This window comes from Candidatus Hydrogenedentota bacterium, assembly GCA_013359265.1.
Taxonomy (GTDB): domain Bacteria; phylum Hydrogenedentota; class Hydrogenedentia; order Hydrogenedentales; family SLHB01; genus JABWCD01.
This window is the reverse complement of the sequence record JABWCD010000002.1, coordinates 229,709-249,229: the sequence shown is the minus strand read 5'-3', so window position 1 is coordinate 249,229 and position 19,521 is coordinate 229,709. Positions and strand designations below refer to the sequence as shown.

General features: G+C 59.4%; 19 protein-coding genes and 1 pseudogene. 15 read left to right on the top strand and 5 right to left on the bottom strand.

The genetic code is table 11. From position 1 onward, the window contains the following. From HUU46_02205 to HUU46_02195, 3 genes are all read left to right on the top strand, one after another. A partial coding sequence (locus HUU46_02205) for a hypothetical protein (protein NUM52434.1) occupies positions 1–493 on the top strand: 493 nt, incomplete at its 5' end. A 71-nt stretch (positions 494–564) separates the two neighbouring features. Next, positions 565–1,179 (top strand): intradiol ring-cleavage dioxygenase, encoded by a 615-nt coding sequence (locus HUU46_02200; protein ID NUM52433.1) that lies wholly within the window; start codon positions 565–567, stop codon positions 1,177–1,179. Between the two features lie 193 nt (positions 1,180–1,372). Beyond that, complete coding sequence (locus HUU46_02195) at positions 1,373–3,640, top strand: DUF1553 domain-containing protein (GenBank protein NUM52432.1); 2,268 nt, start codon at positions 1,373–1,375, stop codon at positions 3,638–3,640. A gap of 147 nt (positions 3,641–3,787) precedes the next feature. Here the strand turns inward: HUU46_02195 and HUU46_02190 are convergent, their stop codons facing one another. Together HUU46_02190 and HUU46_02185 are read right to left on the bottom strand one after the other, a co-directional pair. Beyond that, on the bottom strand, positions 3,788–4,732 hold the full coding sequence (locus tag HUU46_02190) for a response regulator transcription factor (GenBank protein NUM52431.1): 945 nt from the start codon (positions 4,730–4,732) through the stop codon (positions 3,788–3,790). Continuing rightward, the gene (locus HUU46_02185) at positions 4,729–5,943 is read right to left on the bottom strand and encodes a hypothetical protein (GenBank protein NUM52430.1); all 1,215 of its coding nucleotides are present in this window, start codon (positions 5,941–5,943) and stop codon (positions 4,729–4,731) included. Before HUU46_02185 ends, HUU46_02190 begins: the two co-directional genes overlap by 4 nt. A gap of 606 nt (positions 5,944–6,549) precedes the next feature. Between HUU46_02185 and HUU46_02180 the strand changes: the two genes are divergently transcribed. The 6 genes from HUU46_02180 to HUU46_02155 all read left to right on the top strand — a co-directional run bounded on the left by HUU46_02180 (position 6,550) and on the right by HUU46_02155 (position 10,743). Further along, on the top strand, positions 6,550–6,906 hold the full coding sequence (locus tag HUU46_02180; GenBank protein NUM52429.1) for a TfoX/Sxy family protein: 357 nt from the start codon (positions 6,550–6,552) through the stop codon (positions 6,904–6,906). Next, positions 6,903–8,333 carry a DUF1501 domain-containing protein gene (locus HUU46_02175; GenBank protein ID NUM52428.1) on the top strand — a complete coding sequence of 477 codons (1,431 nt, stop codon included), beginning with the start codon at positions 6,903–6,905 and terminating at the stop codon, positions 8,331–8,333. Before HUU46_02180 ends, HUU46_02175 begins: the two co-directional genes overlap by 4 nt. A 64-nt stretch (positions 8,334–8,397) precedes the next feature. Next, positions 8,398–9,180, top strand: coding sequence for a hypothetical protein (locus HUU46_02170; GenBank protein ID NUM52427.1), 783 nt, complete (start codon positions 8,398–8,400; stop codon positions 9,178–9,180). A 125-nt stretch (positions 9,181–9,305) separates the two neighbouring features. Next, positions 9,306–9,509 carry a DUF433 domain-containing protein gene (locus HUU46_02165; protein ID NUM52426.1) on the top strand — a complete coding sequence of 68 codons (204 nt, stop codon included), beginning with the start codon at positions 9,306–9,308 and terminating at the stop codon, positions 9,507–9,509. Positions 9,510–9,646: 137 nt separating this feature from the next. Next, positions 9,647–9,877, top strand: coding sequence for an addiction module protein (locus HUU46_02160; protein ID NUM52425.1), 231 nt, complete (start codon positions 9,647–9,649; stop codon positions 9,875–9,877). A gap of 143 nt (positions 9,878–10,020) precedes the next feature. Continuing rightward, positions 10,021–10,743: an SGNH/GDSL hydrolase family protein gene (locus HUU46_02155; protein ID NUM52424.1), complete on the top strand. Its 723-nt coding sequence runs from the start codon at positions 10,021–10,023 to the stop codon at positions 10,741–10,743. Positions 10,744–10,844: 101 nt separating this feature from the next. On the opposite strand, the gene HUU46_02150 is transcribed toward HUU46_02155, so the two are convergent. Next, a complete protein-coding gene (locus HUU46_02150) occupies positions 10,845–11,372 on the bottom strand; it encodes an NUDIX hydrolase (GenBank protein NUM52423.1) in 528 nt (175 codons plus the stop codon). Positions 11,373–11,438: 66 nt separating this feature from the next. Between HUU46_02150 and HUU46_02145 the strand changes: the two genes are divergently transcribed. Both HUU46_02145 and HUU46_02140 read left to right on the top strand, forming a co-directional pair. Further along, on the top strand, positions 11,439–11,768 hold the full coding sequence (locus tag HUU46_02145) for a nucleotidyltransferase domain-containing protein (protein ID NUM52422.1): 330 nt from the start codon (positions 11,439–11,441) through the stop codon (positions 11,766–11,768). Continuing rightward, positions 11,740–12,132: a HEPN domain-containing protein gene (locus tag HUU46_02140; protein NUM52421.1), complete on the top strand. Its 393-nt coding sequence runs from the start codon at positions 11,740–11,742 to the stop codon at positions 12,130–12,132. The genes HUU46_02145 and HUU46_02140 overlap by 29 nt, the downstream gene beginning before the upstream one ends. A gap of 12 nt (positions 12,133–12,144) precedes the next feature. Here HUU46_02140 and typA read toward each other — a convergent pair whose 3' ends face one another. Next, positions 12,145–14,022 carry a translational GTPase TypA gene (typA, locus tag HUU46_02135; GenBank protein ID NUM52420.1) on the bottom strand — a complete coding sequence of 626 codons (1,878 nt, stop codon included), beginning with the start codon at positions 14,020–14,022 and terminating at the stop codon, positions 12,145–12,147. A gap of 756 nt (positions 14,023–14,778) precedes the next feature. Here typA and HUU46_02130 point away from each other — a divergent pair. From HUU46_02130 to HUU46_02115, 4 genes and pseudogenes are all read left to right on the top strand, one after another. After that, entirely contained in the window at positions 14,779–15,171 is a 393-nt protein-coding gene (locus HUU46_02130; protein ID NUM52419.1) for a helix-turn-helix transcriptional regulator, read from the top strand. A 170-nt stretch (positions 15,172–15,341) separates the two neighbouring features. Next, positions 15,342–15,491: pseudogene (locus tag HUU46_02125) on the top strand (prepilin-type N-terminal cleavage/methylation domain-containing protein). Positions 15,492–16,351: 860 nt separating this feature from the next. After that, positions 16,352–16,918 carry a hypothetical protein gene (locus HUU46_02120; GenBank protein NUM52418.1) on the top strand — a complete coding sequence of 189 codons (567 nt, stop codon included), beginning with the start codon at positions 16,352–16,354 and terminating at the stop codon, positions 16,916–16,918. A gap of 15 nt (positions 16,919–16,933) precedes the next feature. Continuing rightward, positions 16,934–18,025, top strand: a complete 1,092-nt coding sequence (locus HUU46_02115) for a cobalamin synthesis protein P47K (protein ID NUM52417.1) — start codon at positions 16,934–16,936, stop codon at positions 18,023–18,025. Between the two features lie 30 nt (positions 18,026–18,055). On the opposite strand, the gene HUU46_02110 is transcribed toward HUU46_02115, so the two are convergent. Further along, on the bottom strand, positions 18,056–19,465 hold the full coding sequence (locus tag HUU46_02110; protein NUM52416.1) for a hypothetical protein: 1,410 nt from the start codon (positions 19,463–19,465) through the stop codon (positions 18,056–18,058). Positions 19,466–19,521 lie beyond the last annotated feature (56 nt).

Genomic DNA, 19,521 nt, shown 5'->3' with positions numbered 1-19,521 from the left:
CCGTCGCAACGCTCCAAGACGCCTTAACGACATACCTCAAAACCGGTCAGCTGCCGCCGTTACCCCCAAACGTCGCGGCAAACGGCTAAAGTGTTACGATTTTGATCATCAAGGGTCGTGGGAGTTCAAACTGCGCAACCAACTCCGTCGCGCGTTTGCCGTCTGTGTTTCGGACGCGGCATTTGAAGAAACGATGGCGGCCGTTCGTTCAACCCTCGACCGCGAAGTTGATTCTGCCGTCATGTTAATGAACCTGGGCGAACGTTTGCCACGCAAGAGTCGCGAAAAACTTGTGGGAGAGATCCTGGAACATATCATCGAACGTCTGGGAGGCGTAACCGCGTACGGGTGGATGAACGCGGTAACGGCTACGGCACGAACGGTGCGAGATCCTGAAGTCCGTTGGGAGCTCGAGAAGCTTGGGGCCATGGTGCCGGCGTTGGTGGCCCGAGCACGCTCGGCGCGCAAAGAACACGAAAGTGCGATCGCATGAAGCAGGATAAGAACATTCCGCGCAATACTGGAGCTATCGGTCGACGTAGGTTCCTTTATTCGACCGCGTCGATGGCGGCGCTTTATGCTTCCGGCGCATTCGCGGAAGCCTTGCAGCGCACGCCCGCGCAGACGGAGGGTCCGTTTTATCCAAACCGGTTGCCGCTGGACACGGACAACGATTTGTTGATCATCAACGACGGCATCACGCCGGCGGTGGGAGAGGTCACGCATTTGGGCGGGCGAATTCTGGACGCGACGGGGAGTCCGATTCGCAACGCACTGGTCGAGATTTGGCAGGTGGACAACAACGGCGCGTATATCCATACGGACAGCGCGAACGGCGGCAAGCGCGACGGCAACTTCCAGGGTTTCGGCCGTTTCCTCACCGGCTCGAGCGGAGAGTACTACTTCCGCACGATCAAGCCCGTGCCTTACGGCGATTCCTCATTCCGCCGCACGCGCCACATTCACTACGCCGTCCACGTCAAAGGCCGCGACCGATTCACCACGCAATGCTACGTAAAGGGCGAACCTCTTAATGCGCAGGATGGCATTCTCAACGGCATCAAAGATGCCGCCGCACGGGACAGCGTCATCGTCGATTTCGCGCCGCTGCCCGGCTCACCCGCCGCCGAACTCGTCGCGACCTTTGACGTCGTCCTCGACGTGACCCCCACGGCATAGCACGGCACCCTTGATAGCCCCGCGCCCTACGCTGGCCGTCATTCCCGTTTCTCCCATAACTCTGATTGCTCCCAGCGGGAAACTCATTCGGCTTTTGGGTCCCTTTCGTCCCTTACGTCCTTTTCCCGACCCCACCCCACATGACATTCGCTCCGCACTTTGCTAGTCTGGCGGGTGCAGGGAGATTGTCCTCGTGGCACGAATCGGATCGATACTGCTCATGGCGTTCGCCGCGTCCGCCGGCGATACCCACTGGTCGTTCGTGGCGCCCATCCGCGCGGAACCGCCCGCCGTTTCCAACCCGCAATGGGTACGCAATCCCATCGACACTTTTGTGCTGTCGCGCCTCGACAGGGAAGGCATTGCGCCATCGTCTGATGCTCAACGCGAAACCTTGCTCCGCCGCATCGCGCTCGATCTCGTCGGCCTGCCGCCCACGCTCGACGATCTCGATACGTTCCTGAACGATAGCAGTCCCGGCGCGTTCGAAAAGCAAATCGACCGCCTGCTCGCCAGTCCGCACTTCGGCGAGAAGTGGGCGCGCTGGTGGCTCGACGTCTGCGGCTATGCCGACAGCGACGGCTACCTCTCCGACTTTCTCCGCCCCAACGCGTGGCGCTATCGCCAGTGGGTCGTCGACGCATTTAACGCGAACCTGCCTTTCGACGACTTCACTGTCCAACAACTTGCCGGCGATCTGCTGCCGAACGCGACCGTGCAACAGCGCATGGGCACCGGTTTCCTGCGCAACACGCTGAACAACCGCGAAGGCGGCGCCGACCTCGAAGAATTTCGCAACAAACAGATTGTCGCGCGCACCAGCATGGTCGGCACAGCGTGGCTGGGACTTACCGTCGGCTGCGCCGAATGCCACAACCACAAGTTCGATCCCATTTCGCAAAAGGAATTCTACGAACTCTACGCGTTCTTCAACACGTCGGACGAAATCAACATCGATGCGCCGCTTGAAGGGGAACGTGAAAGATACGACCCCGCCAAGGCCGCTCACGACGCAAAGCGCCGTGAAATTCTTGCGCCGCTGCAATCCGATATCGACGCGCTTCAGGCCGAGTGGGAGCGCAAGATGCTCGAAGCCGTAAACAATCCCGAAACCGCCGATGCAACATGGGCGCGGCAATACGAAGTGCTCGGCCTCGTCTGGGGACAGAACTACGGCGAAGGCCAGCACGAAGGGATTCAGATCGTCAAGATTCCCGTTACCGAGCGCACGCAGGATCAGAAAGACCGTCTGCTCGATTATTTTCTCGGCTACGGCTCTCTCGTCAACGAAACGAAATGGGCGGAACTGAAACTCAATGACGTTCAAAAACAACTAGCCGAGCTCGCGAAGCAACTTCCACCGCTCTCTCGTGCGCCCGCCATGATGGAGTCGCACGAGCGCCGAAAAACGCACATCCACAAACGCGGCGATTTCCGCATTCACGGCGAGGAAGTGACACCCAACACGCCTGCGATTGCACCCGCGCTGAACGTCGATCACGCGGCCACCCGGCTCGATCTCGCGCGCTGGCTCGTGCGCCGCGACAATCCGCTCACCGCGCGCGTCGTCGTCAACCGGATTTGGCACGAGCTATTCGGGCGCGGACTGGTCCTCACCACCGACGACTTCGGCACGCGCGGCACGCCGCCGACGCACCCTGAACTGCTCGATTGGCTCGCCGTCGAATTCATGGAATCAGGATGGGACATGAAGCACATCCTGAAGACGATCGTGACATCGTCTACGTACCGCCAATCCTCGCACCGCCGCACCGAACTCGACGCGCGCGATCCCAACAACGAACTCCTGGCGCGGCAGTCGCGCAATCGATTGAGCGCCGAACTCGTTCGTGACAACGCCCTCGCCGCCAGCGGCCTGCTCAATGCGAAGATCGGCGGGCCCAGCGTCCGTCCGCCGCAACCCGACAGCGTCAGCATGGAAGGCTTCGACAACAAGTGGGTCGCGAGCGAAGGTGCGGACAAGTACCGCCGCGGCCTCTACACATTCATCCAGCGCACGTCGCCCTTCGGTCAATCCGTCACCTTCGATCTGCCCGACAACGGCCGCCCCTGCACGCGCCGCGAACGATCGAACACACCGCTGCAGGCGCTGAACCTCCTGAACGATCCGCTGTTCGTCGAATGCGCGCAATCCCTCGCGCAACGCGTCGAATCCAACGCGCTGCGCCGCATGCGCGAAGGGCACCCCGTCACGGTTAACGACTCTATCGACTATGCGTTCCGCATAGCGCTCGCGCGCACACCCAAACCCGCCGAACGCGAACGCCTCGCGCAGTACCTTGAAAAACAGGCTGCATCGTTTGCCCGCGATCCCGGCGCCGCGGCAACGCTCCTCGCAGCAGAATCGACCAACGCCGTAAACGATTCTATCGATCCCGCGGCGTGGAAGGCGCTCTGCAGTGTCATCCTCAATCTCGACGAATTCATCTCGAGGGAGTGACTCGTCGGAGGGTGGGTTTTCTAATCCGAAGCAGTCTGTGAATCGCATTCAAGACGCGCCAAATCACGATAGATAAGATCGCGCGTACCGGCGTTTGGCCTGGCGACGAATCGGGCGTGCGTGGACCGCCGTTACGAATGGATTATTCTAATCAATCCACTTGTCATGGCCGACGGGGCGTTTCGCCTGCTTTTCCGACTTTTCGCGCTCGCGCTCATGTTTGTGCAATAAATGGTCGATCGCGTGCAACATATGGTTCGCGCTGGTGTACTCATGGTGATCGGTGTGCGTTGCAGCCGTGTCCACGGACAACTCGAGCGCCGAGCGTGGAGCGCTCGTCCCCCCGTTCCTCCACAAAGCCAACTCCTCCAAGCGCCGGATGGATGGCTCGCTGACTCCGTATTTGAAGTCCGACTGCACAAGCTTGAGAAAGCTTTGGTAGTCGTCGCGGCCTACTACGGCCATGAAGTGGCCATTTCCGCAATCGCACAACTCGCCGGTGTGCTCGTGCGTATACTCTAGCGTGCGTCTCAGCAGCGTGGCCGTCAACCGGCGCGCGTACGCGACCGCGTCCTCTCCTCCGGTTTTCCTGTGGGCGCGCAGATTCGCAATGACGATCGAACACAATGCGAAGGGCTCCTCCCGGAAGAGCAGATGGTTCACGCGGCGTTTGAGATAGTCAAGACCCATGAAATCGGTAACGGGGTCGTTCAAATTGGCGTTCTGACGAACGCGTTGAACAGCTTGAAGCTGCGCCACGAGCTGTTCCAGCGTGTACGGCTTCGAAAGAAACGAATCGGCGCCCTGCTCAAGCGCATAGGCAATCTCGCGCTTTCCGCCCACCGATGACTCGAAAATGATCCCCGCCTTGTATACGAGCGGGTCCTTTCGAATGTCTCTACACAGTTGAAATCCCAAGCCGTCCCCAAGCATGACGTCCAGAAGAATAATGTCGGGATTGATGGACTTCGTTCGCTCCAGTCCGCCGTTCATCGTAGGATGCGCGAAAACCTCGAACCCCGCCCTGCTCAGATGGCTGGCGGCCAGCTTCGTCAGGGTCTGATCGTCGTCGATGATTAGAATTCTCGTCATGGCGAATCCCCGTCGTGCCGCGGCCCCATCGGTCGGCACAGCGTAAAGCAAAATGCCGCTCCCCCACCCGGATTCTGCTCGGCCCAGATGCGCCCGCCGTGGTGCTCAACAATCTTCCTGCACGTAGCCAGACCGATCCCATGGCCAGGGCGTTGGGATGCGTTCTCGCCCCGCTTAAATAGTGTGAACAAATCCGAGGCGGCTTTCGCATCGACGCCCAACCCGTTGTCCCGGATTCGAATCTCCCATTCGTCCGCACGGGTAATGGCTTCTATGTGAATCGCCAACGACGCGGCGCCTCTGAACTTCAACGCGTTGTTCAACAGGTTTTCGAATACGTCGACCATAAGCCAATAGTCGCAATACACTATTGGCAACTGGTGAAGCCGGATCGAGGCCCCCGCCTGCTCGATCACGGTGTCCAGTTCCTCTATCACCGCTCGAACCACGTCTTCCAGCGATACCCACACGCAGTCGAGACCATCCTTGCCGACGCGTGCGAATTCGAGCAGTCGTTCCAGCAGACACTGCATCCTTTCGACGTTGTAGATTGCCTGCCTTGCGAAGTGCGAGCAGATGTCGTCGACCGATCCTTGCTGGCTGCACGCTTCGGTCTCGCACTTCCAATGTTGGCACTGTGCGAGCACGGTCTTCAGCGGCGCCTGCAAGTCGTGGGCGACGAGAAACGCAAACCGCTCCAACTCTTCGTTGCGTTCGCGAAGCTGCTCCGTGCGGGTCTGCACCCGCTGTTCGAGTTCGTCGATGACTTGCATGAGCGCGCGCCGCGTCGCGTTCACGTCGATGACGTAACGTAATGCGCGGGCCGCCAAATCGGCGGTCAACTCACGCTTGTTCAGCCAGTTGGATGCAATCCGCCATACGTCCGAGTTCTTTGTGTCCGGACTGGGTTCGACATCGGTCAGTATTACGACCGGGCGGGACCCCAGCGCATCCTTAAGTTGATCGATCTGGCTAGGCGGGGCGCCGGAAGCAAGCCGCTGGTCGATGAGGCAGGCGTCTATTCCGTTCTTGCTTATCTTGGCCGCGGCACGTGACAACGTTCTGCTGTAGCTCAGCCGGAATGCGCTGCCGCTGGCCCGCGTAACCAGCGACTCCAGCGTCCTGCGGAACGAACGGTCCGCATCCACCACGTGGATGTGTATCGGCTGCTCCGCCTTGCTGCGCTTCGAAACTGTGGCCGCCTTGCTCATTGCCAGAACTACCTGCGTTGAATTGCCCAACGCTCCTGTCGCAAAACACCCTCCAAATCCCGCCAGATGCGCTCCCAGCAAGCGCGGGGCTGTCCTGCCGGTCGATTTCGACGGTTCCGCGGCGTTCCACGTCCGGAAACTGACCCGGCCGGTGTTCGCTGAATTCCTTCGTGCGCCACTCTGCGGCAGCCCACACCGCGTGAGTATCGGACATACGCAGTCGAATCCTTCCGCGACAGCTAAACACGTCACCGACGATCCCAAGGCTTCCGGCCCTGCGTAATCGACGGTAGATGTTTGGTTTGCATATTCCGTTCCGTTCGGTCATGCGATTAGCGGAGCAGAATGTAAAGTATTGCGTTCCAATGAATTACGAAAACTAAGCTGATCGTAGCGCGCCCAAAGACTCTCGCAAAGTCTCCCGCCATTAGTAAAGAAACTGAACATGTGATATGTAAGTATTCTGTACATATTGGCGATGTAAACACGGATACACAGGTGCCACAGAGTCCGCCATCACGGTCTCGACGAAAATTCTGATTCGGAGTAGAATCCCATCCTCGGTCTGTTGCTGGAAACGGGCATGAACGTTGAGACAGTGCTGCGATGCCATTTGACGCCGAACTAGCCATACGCCTCCAACGTGTTGTTGCGTCCGCGTTCGCGGAGGTGAAGGGCCTCGCCGAGACGCGTATGTTCGGCGGATTTGGCTACCTGCTCAACGGCAACATGTGCGTAGGCATTCACAAAGACACGCTGATGATTCGCGTCGGCAATGACGCGGCGGAAGAGCTCGTCAAGGAAAAGCACGTCCGCCCGATGGACCTTACCGGCCGCGTGATGAAAGGCTGGGCAACGATCGAACCAGAGGCCATGCGCGACGACAAATCGCTCCAACGCTTCTGCAAACTCGCGATCGATTTCGTCCGCGAACTGCCGCCAAAGAAGAAGGACAAGAAATGAATCCTGCACACTTCCACGCCATCCAATCCCGGCGCGATTTCTTCCGCAACTGCGCGGGCGGCATCGGCACGATTGCTCTGTGGAGCTTGCTGGCGCAGGAAGGCCGCGCTGCTGAGGCGGGGTTAGGTGCGATTCGGCCTAATTTTGCCCCGCGCGCCAAGAACGTTATTTTTCTGTTCATGGCAGGTGCGCCGTCGCAGGTTGACCTTGTCGATCCCAAACCCGCGATGCAGAAGTACCACGGCCAGCCGGTACCCGCGCACATGCTCGAAGGCCTCAACGATGTCGTGATCAAGAACAGCGCAACCGTCTTCGCCAGCCCGCGCACGTTCCAACGGTATGGCGAATCCGGCATGGACTTCTCCGACTTCCTCCCGTACACGGGCAGCATCGCCGACGAACTCTGCATGGTCCGCTCGATGCACACCGACGTGAACGAGCACCATTCCGCGCAACTTGTCATGAACTGCGGCGTGCCCATGCTCGGACATCCATGCATGGGGTCCTGGGTGTCCTACGGATTGGGAAGCGAATGCAACAACCTGCCCGGCTTCGTCGTGCTCACGTCATCATCCGGCAAGGGTATTGACGGTGGCAGTTCTCTCTGGTCCAACGGATTCCTCCCGTCCGAATACCGCGGCGTGACGTTCCGCTCCAGCGGAGATCCCGTGCTCTTTCTCTCGAACCCGCCCGGTATCTCGAACGAGACCCAACGCGCGCGGCTCGATGCCATGCGCGATCTTAACGATCTCCATCACGCCGACACGGGCGACTACGAGATCGCGTCGCGCATTGCGTCGTACGAACTTGCGTTCCGCATGCAGATGGCCGCGCCCGAACTGCTCGACTTCTCCGGCGAATCCGCCGAGACCCGCGCCCTCTATGGCCTCGATGACGAGACGACGCGCCCGTACGGCACCAACTGCCTGCTCGCCCGCCGCATGGTCGAACGCGGCGTTCGCTTTGTGCAGCTCTACCACTCGACGTGGGACGACCACTCCGACCTCAACGCGAACCTGCAGAAAAACTGCGCCATGACCGACCGTCCCACCATGGCGCTCATCACCGACCTAAAACGCCGCGGCCTGCTCGATGAAACCCTCGTCGTCTGGGGCGGCGAATTCGGCCGCACCCCGATGAACGAAGTCCGCCGCGGCAACATCGCCGGCCGCGAAGGCCGCGACCACCACCCCTACGCCTTCACCATGTGGCTCGCCGGCGGCGGCATCAAATCCGGCGCCATCATCGGCGAAACCGACGAACTCGGCTACCACATCACCAAGGACCCCATCCACGTCCACGACCTCCAAGCCACGATATTGCATTGCTTGGGAATCGATCACACGAAGTTGACCTACCGCCACCAGGGCAGAGACTTCAGACTCACCGATGTTGCGGGGAATGTGGTGGCCAAGCTGCTCGCGTAGTGTAGTATTTTACACGATAGGACGGGCTGGCTACACGATCAATTCTTATCTGGAGACCTTTTTAATGCCTTCTGATTCTGCGCAGCGCAAAGCGCTGGAATTTTTCGCAAGGTTTTTGCAGTCACAGGAAGCTTTCTCTAAACAGGACTTCTCCAAGGCGACTGGATGGTCGGGTAACACGCTGAAAACGCATTGGTCTAAACAATTCAAACCATTCGTAATTCCTATCGGGTCAGGCCAATACCGTGTGAGCGTAAGTTTTCGTCCCTATGCGAATTGGAAGCGCTTCCAACGCCACGTCTCGCAGTCTCGGCCGGTCGCTGCCGACTATAAGCGTATCGAATTTGACAACGTCGTCATATATGAATTCTTCATGCCCCTTACTAATGAAACACCCTTGCGAACGACACTTGACGCCCTCTTTTTCAGAGACAATGTATCTGCCAAATTACGAGCCATCGGTGTTACCAGACTTTCCCGTCAGGTAAGCATTAGAGATGGAGAATCGCAGTCGGCGTATTTAGAGCGAATATGTAATTGGATTGATGACCACTTCGGTGGTTACTCGATTTATCATGTCAATGGAAGATTCAGGGCATCGAAACTTTTAACGAGGGAAGAAGCTGCGGAGATTGAGAAGATGGGGCAGCGATACCTTATCGACGAGACAACGGCCGTTTCAAGATTCATATTTCCGTGTAAAGATACAAATGAAGCCGATTTGGTGCGGTATTTCTTCGATGCACTTTTCGCACAAAGCATAATCCAACTGGTGAACGCCGAAGATGAGATTTGGATGGTGGAGAGTGGGATGAAGAGCCGCGTGCATATTTGGCGCGTTCCCTGATCCCAAAGTCAATGCTGTCAGTCAAAAAATGTGCTTTGGCTTCTCATACGCGACCATAAACTCGCGTTTGCAGAAGTACCTCGGAATGCGAATAATAGATCTCGCTCTATTTTGGAGGAGTGGCTGTGGAATTCCCAAAACGAATCACACTCGATCCCGCCGTCATGGGCGGCAAACCCTGCATCCGCGGCATGCGCGTTACCGTGGGCGCAATAGTCGGTCTGATGGCATCAGGCCATACCACGGAAGAAATCCTCGAAGCCTATCCGTATCTTGAACCAGAAGACATAGCCACCGCCATCGATCATAAGGCGACGCCTTCGTTTTGAATCGGTATCCTCTTCTGCCAACCTCTGGTACAATCCACGGCATCTACTCCCCGACGGACTTGCCGAAAGGCCTCTGGCGGGGTTCTGTCTTTAGGGGCCGCCTTGCGAACCCCCAACAAATAATCTATTTTCGTTGTATGGCAACAAGCATCGAACACCTAGCCGAAGAAGCGATGGCGCTTCCCGCGGAGTTACGGGCGAGATTGGCGGATATCCACGTTGGAAGTCTGGATGACGCCGAACTGGGCGACATCGACATGGTTTGGTTGCAAGAGGCCAAACACCGCCGCGACGATGTCCGGGCTGTCCGCGTCACGACCATTCCAGGTAATGAGGTCCTCCGCAAGGTGCGCGACTCGCCGCGCTGATGTGCTACGAGTTTCATCCGGAAGCGCTGGCGGAATACGGCAAAGCAACCGCGTACTATGGAGAGCATGGTCGAACGCTTGCCGATCGGTTCGTTGACTCCGTCGAAGATGCAATCCAGCGACGCAAACGAGGAGGGCTCCGCATGCATTGCCTACTCGTCGTTGTCTTCACGACATGCACGATCATTGGCGCCGATTCGGAGCCGACGAATGCAACAACGCACTCGCGGCTTCCCAATGTGCTCATCATTGGCGATTCCATTTCCATCGGGTACACGCCGTACGTCGAGGCTGTTCTCGAGGGTAAGGCGGTTGTCGTGCACAACGAAGGCAACGCCGCGCATTCGGGGAACGGTCTGGTAAAGCTGGATGCGTGGCTTGGCGACACCGAGTGGGACGTAATTCACTTCAACCACGGGCTGCACGATCTGAAGTACGTCGACGATTCCGGAAAGAACGTCGAGTCGAAGGAGCTTGGGCACATTCAGGTGCCGCTCGATCAATACGAGAAGAACCTTGACGCCATTGTGACGCGCCTGAAGCAAACTCGGGCCAAGCTGATCTTCGCGACCACGACGCCTTTTCCGGACAAACCTTCCGGCCCGCTTCGGGAGGTTGCCGACTGCGAACGCTACAACGCGGTCGCGCTTGCCGTCATGAAACGCCACAAGATTCCGGTGAACGACCTGTATGCGTTTGCGCTTCCCCGGCTCGCGGAACTTCAACGCCCGAATAACGTGCACTTCACCGATGAAGGCTCCGAAGTGCTCGGCGGAGAAGTAGCGCGCCGGATCGAATCGGCGCTGGCGACGGCCAGCCGGCAGACTCGTCCCAAGCACGAGTCGATACGCGGCCCGGGCAAATAGCTGACACGCAGGCGCTTGACTCGTTCGCGCTTGCGCGAAGCGCCAACGGCTTTCCCCACGCGTCGCACAGATTTCGCGAAAAACCAGCTCGCTGGTTCCCGTTATGCGAACCCGCGCGCGAACAGTTCCCGCAGGCCGATAATCGTCTTCGCATCGACAAATTCGCAGCGGTCGAGCATTTGCCTGCATCGATCGAAGGTCAATTCAACGATTTCGACGCGTTCGTCCTGTTCAAGGTTTTGCTCGGTTTTTTCCAGATCGAACGCGAGAAAGATGTGGTCCAATTCGCTGGTAAACCCCGGCGAACAATGGCACGACGCCACGTGGACCAGACGTCCCGCGCGGTAGCCGATCTCTTCTTCCAGTTCGACCGCCGCGCGCCGCTCCTTCGAGTCGCCCGGTTCGAGGCGGCCCGCCGGTATTTCGAGCACTTCCTTCTCCACGGCGATGCGATACTGCCGCACGAACATTACACTGTTTGCGAACACCGGCACCACGCCCACGCCGCCGCCGTGCACAATAATCTCGCGGTGCGCGACCGTGCCGTCGTCCAATTTCGCCTGGCCGACTTTCAGGTCGAATATTTTTCCCTTGTACTTCGTTTCGCAATGTAACCACGTCTCGTTCACGTCGTCTATCCCTACTACTTAGCCCACGTCGTTGCAGTGCCGGAAAGCATACACTAAAATGCATTCATGGTTGAGATGAGTAAAATCGAGGCGTTTGTGCGCAGGTTGGTGGACGAGTACGAGCCGGAAAAGGTGATCCTGTTTGGATCGTATGCTTACGGCGATCCGCGAGATGGGTCCGATGTGGATTTGCTTGTTGTCATGAACACTTCGGATCCACCGGCGATGAAAGCTGTCGAAATGCTTCGCTCCCTGCGCCCGCGTTTTTCGATTGACCTCATTGTGCGGACGCCGGAACAAGTTGTCCAAAGGCTCGCGTGGGACGACTTCTTTCTGCAGGACATTTTCGAGAAAGGAAAGGTTTTGCATGAATCCGCTCACGTTCGAGTGGATTGAAAAGGCGGAGGGCGATTACGCAGTCGCCAGCCGCGAAATGCGCGCCCGCCGAAACCCAAACTACGATGCGGTCTGTTTCCATTCCCAGCAGTGCGCGGAGAAGTATCTCAAGGCGATACTTCATTGGAGAAGAATTCGATTCGAAAAGACGCACAATTTGATCGTGCTATTGGATCAGGTATTGCCTGTCGCCCCGCTGCTCGAACCGTTCCGCGATTCGATGAGCGATCTAACTGAGTTCGCTGTCATGTTCCGCTACCCTGGCGATTCGGCGACGAAGGACATGGCGCGCGACGCGTTGAAGAAATGCAGAGCGATTCGGTCGGTTGCGCGATCGGAGCTTGGGCTGCCTGAATCGCAGTAACGCTGCGAATACTTACACTGAAGCGGCCAGCGCGCGCCTTTCCAGCTTTTTGCGTTCTTCCAGGTCGAGGACGATCTTGCGCATGCGGATGGATTTGGGCGTGACTTCGACGAGTTCGTCGTTGCCGATCCATTCGAGGGCGGTATCGAGCGTGTGGGTGCGGGGGACGTCGAGCTGTACTTCGTGGTCCTTGCCCGCGGCGCGGTGGTTGGTGAGCGCTTTCCGCTTGGTCGGGTTGCACGGCAGATCGCCGGGCCGCGAGTTTTCGCCGACGACCATGCCCGCGTAGATCGGGTCCATCGGCTTGATGAAGAGCAATCCGCGCTGCTGCAAGTTCGCGAGACTATAACTCGTTGCTTCGCCGCTGTCGGTGCTGTAGAGCGAGCCGCGCTGGCGCGACACGACTTCGCCGCACCAGGGACCGTAGCCGCTGAAGCGCGACGCCATGATGCCGAGGCCGCGCGTGTCGGTGAGGAACTCGTTGCGGTAGCCGATGAGGCCGCGCGTGGGGATCGTGAATTCGAGACGCAGCATGCCCGTACCGGTGTTGTGCATGGACGTGAGTTCGCCCTTGCGTTTGGCGACCTTTTCGATCACGACGCCCTGGTATTCGAGCGGCACGTCGATAAGGAGTTCTTCCATAGGTTCGAGGAGTTTTCCGTTCGCGTCCGTGTGCGTGATGATCTCCGGAGCGGACACGCAGAGCTCCATGCCTTCGCGGCGCATCTCCTCGATGAGAATCGCGAGGTGCAGTTCGCCGCGCCCGCTGACTTTCACGCCGTCCGCGCGATCGATGTCTTCGACGCGCAACGCGACGTTCGTGCGCAGCTCGCGCGCGAGGCGATCGCGGATTTGGCGAATCGTCACCGCGCGGCCTTCCTTGCCGGCGAGCGGACCGCTGTTCACGAGGAACAGCATCGACACCGTTGGCTCCTCGATCTCGAGTGGCGGCAGCGCGGACCGGTTGTAGTCGATCGCCGCGAAGGTGTCGCCGATCATGATTTCCTTTGGTCCCGCGATCCACACGATGTCGCCGGCGGACACAGTATCCGCATCGACCATGTCGAGCCCGCGCGTGACCCAGAGGTGCGTGGCGCGCTCTTCCTGCGTCTCGACGACTTCCCAGCCTTCGCTCTTGTTGTATCCCTTCCATCGCGTGGAAATGCGCTGGAAGCTCGGGCCTTTGCGCAGCGCGCCCTGCAACACCTTGCCGCAGCCTACGCGCCCGATGTGATCGCGCCACGCGAGCGTACTGACCTGCATCAGGAAGGGCGATTCCGTATCCACGATGGGGGCAGGGACCTTTTCGATAATGGTCTCGAACAGCGCCGCCATGCCTTCGCGCTCGTCCGCGTCGAGGTCGCGCACCATCCAGCCGTGCAGACCGGAACCATAGAGCGCCGTGAAGTCCGCCTGCTCGTCGTTCGCGCCGAGTTCAATGAACAGATCGAAGGTCTTGTGCAACGCGTCGGTGGGGTTCGCATTCGGGCGGTCCACCTTGTTCACGATGACGATCGGCTTCAGACCCAGTCTCAGCGCGCGCATCAAGACGTAACGCGTCTGCGGCATGGGGCCTTCGTTCGCGTCTACGAGGAGGAGCACCGAATCCACCATCGACAGCACGCGCTCGACCTCGCCGGAGAAGTCCGCGTGACCGGGGGTGTCGATGATGTTAATGAGGTAGTCGCCCCACTCGACGCTGCAATGCTTGGCGCGGATGGTGATGCCGCGCTCCCGCTCGAGTTCGTTGCTGTCCATCACGCGCTCAGCCACCCGCGCGTTCTCGCGGAAGGTGTGCGCCGCCCGGAAGATCGAGTCGATGAGGGTCGTCTTCCCGTGGTCGATGTGGGCGATGATGGCTACGTTTCGGATGTTCGCTGCGCTTCGCATGGGTCGTTGTACTGCCTGTTTCGGGTCGAATTTCGTACTTGGAGCAAACGGGTGATTTTACACATCTCCCCGTTAGCGCGCAATGTTCGGTTTTGCGCGGCGTGGAAAGACGGGCCCAGAGCACCACTTTTTCCCCTCCACTCGCCAAAGCGGCCGAGCTGCAGAGGACGGGTCAAGAGCGCATTCCAAAGCGGAAATTCCGGGACGCGAATCCAGGGCCGAGTTGCTTGAACCTTTCAGGTTTATTGTACTGGTGGCGCCGGGTACTTCCTCCTGTCGGGCTGGTTACCGGCCTTCACACCTTAGCCCACGGCGTTGCACTCGGAATACCGGGAATCGGGCATCGGGCACCGGCAGGCGCATACACGCCCTCCCGCGACACGTCACAGTGGCGTTTGGGAAACGAGGGTAACACGGTTGACAAAAGGTGTGGCTGGACGGGATTCCTGCTGCGTGCGTGCCAAATGGATGCGAATCCATGGACCGAATGGACTGGATAGACAGGATGGACGGCATTTAGAGCAATTCGAGTTTGAGCACGCGGCGCAGGCGAGTGTGAAACGCTCTAATACGAACGCCGACAATCGATTACGAGCACGATTGCAGACACGAGAAAACCGCGGCACGCGTCTATTTGACGCGCAAGTAAGAGACGAGGGCGTATGCAACTTTGGGGCGCTCGCGAAGGAATAGCTTGCGATATACGTAGCGGTTGCCTATAGTAGACCTCATCCTATAGAGGATATGGTCTAAACCATGAGTTTCGGTGATTGCGCCTGTTCTGGGAACACGCTGGATCGGTTTGTCCGGCCGTCGGTAATGGCGGTGTTGGCGCGGCATCCGCGCGGACTCCACGGTTATCTCATCGCGCAACACTTGCGCGGGGTGGCAATTTTCGCGGAGTGTTTGCCGGATACGACCGGCTTGTACCGTGTGCTGAAGTCTATGGAGACGGAGGGTTACCTGGCCGCGGATTGGGACCTGGAAGGTAGCGGTCCGGCGCGCCGAGTGTATACCCTTACGGAATCCGGGCGGGAATGCCTGCGGCAATGGGTCGCAACGCTCGACCGTTACGCGGCGAATCTGGTGCAAACGAGGGCGTACATCGAGCAGAGTCTGCAGCGGGATGCAGGCGCCGCGAAGACGTAGTGGTCCACGCCCGGTTGGAAATGTTGGTATGGCGGAAGCGGGGACAGCCGCGGGCGCGGTGAAAGTCCCCGGCGCCTGGCCTTATTCTAAGCGGAATGGATCGGTAGGCTTGATTTTTGCACCCGGGCTGGGGTGCGCAGTAACGATTTGGTAACAACGGAGTGGGAAACATGAGAAGTAGAGGTTTTACGTTGATTGAGTTGCTTGTGGTGATCGCGATCATCGCGATCCTTGCCGCGATTTTGTTGCCTGCGCTGGCGCGGGCGAGAGAGGCGGCGCGGCGGGCGAGCTGCCAGAACAATCTCAAGCAGATGGGCATTGTGTTCAAAATGTACTCGGGCGAGTCGCGGGGCGAGCGTTTCCCGCAGATGCACGGCGATCAACCGTGGGGCAACGCGCTGCCGGCGAGTTGCGAAGGCGCTCAGAACCGGGCAAGCCTGGCGCCAAAGGTTTCCGCCATCTACCCCGAGTATCTTTCCGACATGAATGTCCTCGTTTGTCCGTCCGATCCGGAGGGAGGTGACGATAACCCGTTGCTGATCGCGACGAGCGTAATCGGGCAGGCTTGTCCGTACGCGGGCCAAGCTTCCCGGGCTGACCAGAGCTACATCTATTACGGCTACTTGCTGGATAAGGTTTCCGAGGGCAGCCCGTCATTCAATGTCAGCGCGTTTGGGATGCCGTCCGCGGTCGTTTCGACGCAGATGGCGTATATCATGGCGACGCTCTCGTACTTCCCGCCAACCTTTACCGGGCCCTTGGGCGACTTCGACGCATCCAATGACCGGCCGCTCGATCAGGACATCGACAATGCGGCGACGTACGCGCTGTTCGCCGGTTTCTCGGCGCCGGCGGGCGTCGGGTTCGGCAACGGGGGAGGCACGGACATCAAACGGTTGCGGGAGGGTGTGGAGCGATTCACGATCACGGACATCAACAACCCGGCCGGCAGCGCGCTCGCGCAATCCACCGTTCCGGTGATGTGGGACGTGGTAACGACGGCAACGACGCAGACATCGCAGTTTAACCACATTCCGGGCGGCGCGAACACGATGTACATGGACGGTCATGTGCAGTTCAACAAGTATCCGAACAATTTCCCGGCATCGGAATCGTTTGCCACATTGGGTAATTTGTTCGATCTTGGGGCACCGTAACGGAGATGGTCATTCGTAAGACCATGAAATCGACAAAGGTTTTTGCCGTGTGTATCGGTGTGATCGCCGGGTGTGCGACGTTGAAGGACCCGCCGAACGGCGTGACGGACATTCGCGGCAATCTCATCGGCGATCACACGCGCACATACATGGACATCGTGCAGGCCGCGGTGCGTGCCGAGGGAACCGATTTTGCGTTCTCGGTCGAGACTGTGTCGCGCATGCCGAGTCCGGCGGAATTCGCGGGCGGCAAGCGCGTGGACTTCATTTGGTTTGTCGACGCCGACCGCAACACGAAAACCGGCCAAAACGAAACGGGCAACGACTACAACATTCACCTGTACATGGACGCGGCGGGATGGAACATCATGGTCATTCCCGTCTCCGAACTGGCGTCGGCGCACGGGAATTTGCCCCGCGCCGACAGTTGCCGATATACGATCGACGGCACGACATTGACGGTATATGTGCCGCAGCGCACGTTCCCCGACGCCCATTTCGACTGGTGGGCGTGGTCCATGACCGGCAACGCGCCCGATTGGCCACCGTACACGGAGAATCCCGTGACGAAGCGGACCTCGACTCGCTGAGAGGACTTTCAGTCCATGCGGCTCATTGTCGTAGGCGGATTTCTTGGCGCGGGCAAGACAACCTTGCTCGCGGAGGCGGCGAGGCGTCTCGCCCGGCGCGGGCATTCCGTGGGCTTGATTACGAACGATCAAGTCCCCGATTTGGTCGATACCGCCGTACTGACGCATACCGGTGCGGCGGTGCGCGAAGTCGCGGGCAGTTGTTTTTGCTGCAACTTCAAGGGGTTTCTCGACGCAGTGCGGTCGCTCGAAGAAACGGGCGCGGATTGCATTGTGGCGGAGCCGGTCGGCAGTTGCACGGACCTTTCCGCGACGATACTGCAGCCCCTGAAGGAGAAGTACCCGCAGTACGCGTTGGCGCCCTTGAGCGTGCTGGTCGATCCGCAACGCGTGCGCGCGGTGTTTCAAAACGAGCGATCGATGCTGGACCCCGACGCTGCGTACATCCTGCGCGTGCAATTGGAGGAAGCCGACCAAGTCGCGCTGAGCAAGTGCGACACGCTGAGCGATGCGGAGCGCGACGTAATGCTAGCCTACCTTCGGCAGGAATTTCCGCATGCGCCGGCGCGCGCGCTTTCCACGAGATCAGGCGACGGTATCGACGCTTGGATTGACGACATGTGCCGCGAATCAAAATCGGGCACGCGCGTTGTCAACGTCGATTACGATCGGTACGCCCATGGCGAAGCGGTATTGGGTTGGCTCAACGCGGTGGCGTCACTGCGGTGGATCGGCGGGCTCGAACCCGATTGGAAGGAATTCGTGAACGGATTGTTCGCCGAGTTGCAGCGCGAACTGCGCGAGAAACGTTGCGAAGTCGGGCATGTGAAGGCGCTGCTGGATACGACCGATGGCCGGATTGCGGCGAACCTGACGGGACTGAACAACGCGTTTGACGCGAATGCGGACGGAGCGTTGAGCCGCTTGAACGCGACGCTCATCATGAATGCGCGCGTTCAGATTGCGCCCGATGGCATCGACGTCATCTTTCGCGACGCGCTCAAGCGCGCGTCGTACGCGCGGGTCGCGCCGACGATAACCGCGTTTCACTGCATCAGCCCGGGCCGTCCCGTGCCGACGTATCGGTACGGCAACGTCGTCGGGTAGCCGAAACTGCCCGGTCTTCGATACAGCGTGTCACCAAGGTCCCGTACCGACGAATGCGTGGCGTAATGGGTGCACGAATAGTTCGTGGGCCTGGCGCAGTTCGCGCAGGCCGTTTTCGGGTTTGAAGAATAGCAGCGTCTCCTCGACACCGAAAAACGTGCCGGCCGCCAGCGCGGTGTTCTGGTCTTCCGGCGTGCCTTTGGCCCCGGGCGGATACACCATTGGCCGGGACCAGTAAGTAAATCCCCAGCCATAATTCGAGACATAGGTGCATGGCGCGGACTGCGGCACGGGGCCGCCAAGCGTATTGCCCGCAAACTGCGACTTGCGCAGCGTCGCGATGCCGTAGTTCTTCGCGGCGTGGTAACCCGCGACCCAGGGCACATCGCGATCGAGGATCCCCAACGCGCCGGGCACGACGCCGGCGAGATTCGCCGCGCCGTCGGCGCCGCGACTCGCGTCGATTTCCAATACCTGTGCCGCGCCCTTATCGTCGGGCCACGCGTAGTGTGTGAGCAGGTCGGGCGATTCTCCGTCCGCGTCCTTTTCATTCGGGAGCGTCTTGTGCGAGTGGGCCACGACAATTTCGCCCATCCGCACCGCGCGCACCGACCGATCCGCCGTGAAGTGCATCGTCGACGACACGTGGATGTACGGCGTGACGGCGTAGAACGTGTAGGTAATCGAAACCGTTACGTCGCGATAATGCTGCAACGGCCCCCACCGATGGTACCGTGTGACGAGCGGGCCTTTCTCGAGTTTTTGGTTCGGCGGCAATTTCCAGTCGTAATCGTGGTCCCAATTCTTTGGCGGGCTCCACACGTCAACGCCGAAGTGGATTGGCACCGAGTGATAGAACAGGTCCTCCGATTCGGGCCTGCCCGCGAGCCGCGCGCGAAGAATGGCCCCTGACTCCGGATCGAGTTGAACATGGTAAAACGCGTTCCGAATTGTCAAGCCGGGCGCATCGCCTTCGATGTGGAGGCCTTCTGCAATCGATTCGGCGGCGGGAAGGCCGGCAACTTCTGTTGATTCGCCTCGTGCACCCCAAAAGATTTTGTGCGTAACCGCGCCGCTAGCGGGACAATCCACAAAGAAAACGACGTTCGCGCTTCGCGCCGATGCCGGTGTCTCGCCGTTTTCCTCGGGCGCGTGATCCGCGATGACTTCGCCGAGCACCTGAAATGGCACGAGCGTCCCACGCGATTTGGACTCCATGCGAACGACACGGATTTCGTCAGCGGAGATATCTGTTTTCCCGGCGGGCACGCTTAACGTAATCTCGGCCGGTTCCTGCGTGCGGGCCCTGCCGATGGATTCGGCAAGGACATAGTCGTATTCGAACGCGAAGTATTTCCCCCAGCCGCCGACGTCCACCGCGGTAGGGCCCGCGTACGCCGCTCCGGCGCATAGCGCGACGCCAATCGCCAACCTGCACATATCGTGTTCTCCGCTGTACCCGGCGGGAATACGATGCGCTTCCTTTCGGGTATGCA

Bases quoted from the DNA above. Each gene is read 5' to 3' on its own strand.
- HUU46_02110 (NUM52416.1), bottom strand. From the start codon at position 19,465: ATGTGCAGGTTGGCGATTGGCGTCGCGCTATGCGCCGGAGCGGCGTAC.
- HUU46_02140 (NUM52421.1), top strand. From the start codon at position 11,740: ATGAATCCGCTCACGTTCGAGTGGATTGAAAAGGCGGAGGGCGATTAC.
- HUU46_02130 (NUM52419.1), top strand. From the start codon at position 14,779: ATGAGTTTCGGTGATTGCGCCTGTTCTGGGAACACGCTGGATCGGTTT.
- HUU46_02190 (NUM52431.1), bottom strand. From the start codon at position 4,732: ATGACGAGAATTCTAATCATCGACGACGATCAGACCCTGACGAAGCTG.
- HUU46_02155 (NUM52424.1), top strand. From the start codon at position 10,021: ATGCATTGCCTACTCGTCGTTGTCTTCACGACATGCACGATCATTGGC.
- HUU46_02120 (NUM52418.1), top strand. From the start codon at position 16,352: ATGAAATCGACAAAGGTTTTTGCCGTGTGTATCGGTGTGATCGCCGGG.
- HUU46_02180 (NUM52429.1), top strand. From the start codon at position 6,550: ATGCCATTTGACGCCGAACTAGCCATACGCCTCCAACGTGTTGTTGCG.
- typA (NUM52420.1), bottom strand. From the start codon at position 14,022: ATGCGAAGCGCAGCGAACATCCGAAACGTAGCCATCATCGCCCACATC.
- HUU46_02170 (NUM52427.1), top strand. From the start codon at position 8,398: ATGCCTTCTGATTCTGCGCAGCGCAAAGCGCTGGAATTTTTCGCAAGG.
- HUU46_02185 (NUM52430.1), bottom strand. From the start codon at position 5,943: ATGAGCAAGGCGGCCACAGTTTCGAAGCGCAGCAAGGCGGAGCAGCCG.
- HUU46_02200 (NUM52433.1), top strand. From the start codon at position 565: ATGGCGGCGCTTTATGCTTCCGGCGCATTCGCGGAAGCCTTGCAGCGC.
- HUU46_02175 (NUM52428.1), top strand. From the start codon at position 6,903: ATGAATCCTGCACACTTCCACGCCATCCAATCCCGGCGCGATTTCTTC.
- HUU46_02145 (NUM52422.1), top strand. From the start codon at position 11,439: ATGGTTGAGATGAGTAAAATCGAGGCGTTTGTGCGCAGGTTGGTGGAC.
- HUU46_02115 (NUM52417.1), top strand. From the start codon at position 16,934: ATGCGGCTCATTGTCGTAGGCGGATTTCTTGGCGCGGGCAAGACAACC.
- HUU46_02160 (NUM52425.1), top strand. From the start codon at position 9,647: ATGGCAACAAGCATCGAACACCTAGCCGAAGAAGCGATGGCGCTTCCC.